Annotated in this window: 1 protein-coding gene; it reads right to left on the reverse strand. The window is 39.6% G+C overall.

From position 1 onward, the window contains the following. Positions 1 to 3,426: galactose-binding domain-containing protein (locus RM520_RS15170; RefSeq protein ID WP_311388558.1), on the reverse strand; the 3,426-nt coding region annotated here is incomplete at both ends.

The following is a 3,426-nucleotide window of genomic DNA, read 5'->3' on the forward strand; positions in this document are numbered from 1 at the left end:
CAGCAGTTGTAAATGGTCCAGCAGGGTCTAAGGTAGTCACAGGTTCTCCTAAGCATGGATTCGAAAGTTCACAACCAAACACCTGCACTTCAGACATATGCAATACACCATTGGCTGCATTAGTAAGTTGAATTCTTACATATTGAGCTTCCGCGATATAAGGTATGGTTACATCAACACCAACTCCTCCATTATAAAATTGACTAGTAACGTTTGGATCAATCAACAAGTCATTTAAAGTTGAACCTCCTGGGAATGGTAACGATGAGGTTAGAATATAAAAATTACTAAGTCTTGTATATAAATCAGGTCTATCTCTATTGAATATTCTTAACTCTTCTAAATTGGCCACAATTCCTAAATCAACTTGCCACCAAGGTTGATTTTGTTCACCAGCTCCAGTTCCTGTATGTTGAATTGGTCCGTTTATTTGTGAAGTATTTCCATCAATTGCGAAAGAAGCGGCATAAGTCACCTCATCATTATTGAAAGTACTAGACTGACTAGCTGTTCCAACTAATGCAAGGTTCTGCGTTGCAGAACACTTACTTACCTTGATATCAAAGTCTTTTTGTTGGGTACAACCTGCATTCGTTACAGTATAAGTAACCGTGTAAGTTCCGAGCCCTAAGGCAGAGGGATCTATTTGATTGCCATTAATTACTGCAGCCCCACTCCAAGTTCCACCTGCAGGAGTCGCTTCTAAATTTTGCACTCCATCAGTATCTAAATATAAGGCTGGAGAGGTCAGTACCGCTTCTGGGTCACAGACCACTTCACAACCAAATACTTGAACTTCCGCCATGTGTATAATTCTGGCGGGTTGGTCAGCAACCACTCCACGGTCAAGCTGAATCCGCACATAACGCCCTTGAGCACCAATTGGAATCGTTTCCACATCACCAGCTGCACCATAAAATTTGGTTTGAAAAATTGTATTGTCGTTTATTAAATCATCTAAAATAACCCCTGGGACAAATGGCGTTTCAGATACAAAAACATAAAAGAAATTTAAGCGGTCTTTGTTTTCTTGTGTTGTAGTGCCACCATTACGGTTATGAATAACCACATCATCAATATCTGCCAAAGCTCCTAAATCAACTTGCCACCATTGTTCTTCGTTATTAAGTGCGGTATCAGTATGTTGTAAATCAGCAGTAACACCAAACGGATCATTACCAACAAGATTACCGTCTACTGCTAAACCAGCAACACCTTCATTATATGTGGTAGACTGCTCCGCAGTTTTATTTAAGGCCAAGTTGGTACTCGTTGGATTACATGTAGTTACTTGAATTTGTTTTTGTACAGTTTGTGAACACCCATCCGTATCGTCGTAAGTATATGCAACTGTGTAAGTGCCAGGACCTAAAGTACTTGGGCTAAACAAACCGCTAGTTGCAGCATCTCCACCAAATGAACTATTTGTTCCAATGTCACCAGTTAGTGTAACATCAGCATCAGTTTCTAAATAAGTATTATTTCCAGAAATGGTGGCTGTTTGACAAGCATTGGCGCAACCAAAAACGCGTAATTCACTAATATGTAAGGTGCGATTACCCCCATTTGGTGGTAAATGTAACCGCACATAACGCCCCGCAGTTGTAAAATCGAATTCTGCGAAAAGACCAGGGTTGCCAGCATATTGATAATGATCAAAATCGCCATTGTTTGCTGCTGTTACCAATTCTGCATGAGTAGCATCCTCATCAAAAGGAAGTCTTGAAACAAAAATGGAGAAATCCGCAAGTCTTTCATAGATGAAATCTCTATTATCTGGATCTGCACGATTGTATACTTCAAAAGATTGAATGGTTGCCATTGAACCTAGGTCTACCTCTAACCAGTCTTCATCTCTAATTCCACCATCGTCAGGGTCAATATCTGTTACCGTATGTTGTACATTAGCTTGCTCTAAATAGTCTACGCGATTTCCATTAAGTATGCCATCAAATGCCAAATACGCCGCACCTTGTTCTTGTGTTGACGATTGTTTGGCAGGTTTATTAAATGCTAAGTTCTCAACACCAATGCAAAGACCGAGGTTAATTGTGGATGATTCACTCTGAATACAGCCATCAGTATCTGTGTAAACATAAGTTGCTGAATACGTTCCTGTTGCTTGATTGGTATCAAATTCGCCGGCGGCATTAACATCACCGTACCAAACGCCGGCACCACCTGTTGGAGTGCTAACCGGAGTGATTTGTTCAATACCCGTATTCTGAACAAACTCATAGTCTTGCATGACCAAATCAGTAGTGCAGGTAAACGCACAACCGTTTACCTCAACTTCCGCCATATGTAAAATATCTGGTATTGAAAGTTGAATTCGAACGTAACGTCCTTGTTGAGCTATAGCAATCACTGCAGAAACATCAACTGCACCTGAAAAGAACGTTTCAGTAACTGTAGTATTGGCCGTATCTGCTGCATCGTCTATTATATCTTGTAAGGTGTCGTCCTTATTAAAAGGAGTCATTGAGGTAAAGACATAAAAATTCGCTAATCTATCTAAAACTGCTTGAGATTGCTCTGCAACATCAGTTCTATTAAAAACTTCTATATTATCAATATCTGCAACTGCTCCAAGGTCAACTTGCCACCAAGGAATGGTTCCATCTATATTTTTTTCAGCTGGATCTGTATGTTGTAAATCTGGCGGATCTCCGTTATCGTAAAAATCAGCATTTTCACCAGTGCGATTGCCGTCGTTAGCCAAATCAGGTGTACCACTTAAATAGGGTGTAGACTGCTCAGAAAATTGATTTAAGGCTACATTTGTTAAAGTAGCACAACTGGCAACAACGATATCAACACTTGCACTTTGAGTACAGTTATCACCATCAGTAACGGTGTAAGTAGCAGAGTAGGTTCCAGCTTGAACATTCGTGTCAAAATTACCAGAAGCATCGACATCACCAGACCACGTTCCACCAGCAATATCTGCGGTTAATTGTTCTATGCCGGTATTTTTTACAAAAGGCCCTGTATTGCCAAAAACTACTGGATTAGCACAAACGATTTCACAACCATATACCTCAAATTCTCTACCATGCATGATTCTATTACTGCCATTTTCAGGAAAATGAATACGCACATAACGAGCTTCATCCATAATATCGATATCTTGGATGTCGTCTATTTGACCACCAAAAAATGTAACGTTGATATTAGAATCTTTAATAAGATTTATAACTGGTTCAGTTTCGCTGATAGGTACTGTTGAAGTCAAGACATAAAAATCTCTGAATCTTTGTGGTTGATTGTCAGCTCGGTTATAAATTCTTACGCTTTCTACATAACTTACAGTTTCTAAATCAACCTCCCACCAAGGAGATAAGTCACTAACTGCTGTGTGATTTATATTGTTTATGTCATTAAATACCCCATCATTGGCATTATCCGCCTGTTGAAATTCGTTAT

Source organism: Croceitalea vernalis (genome assembly GCF_031846405.1).
GTDB lineage: Bacteria > Bacteroidota > Bacteroidia > Flavobacteriales > Flavobacteriaceae > Croceitalea > Croceitalea vernalis.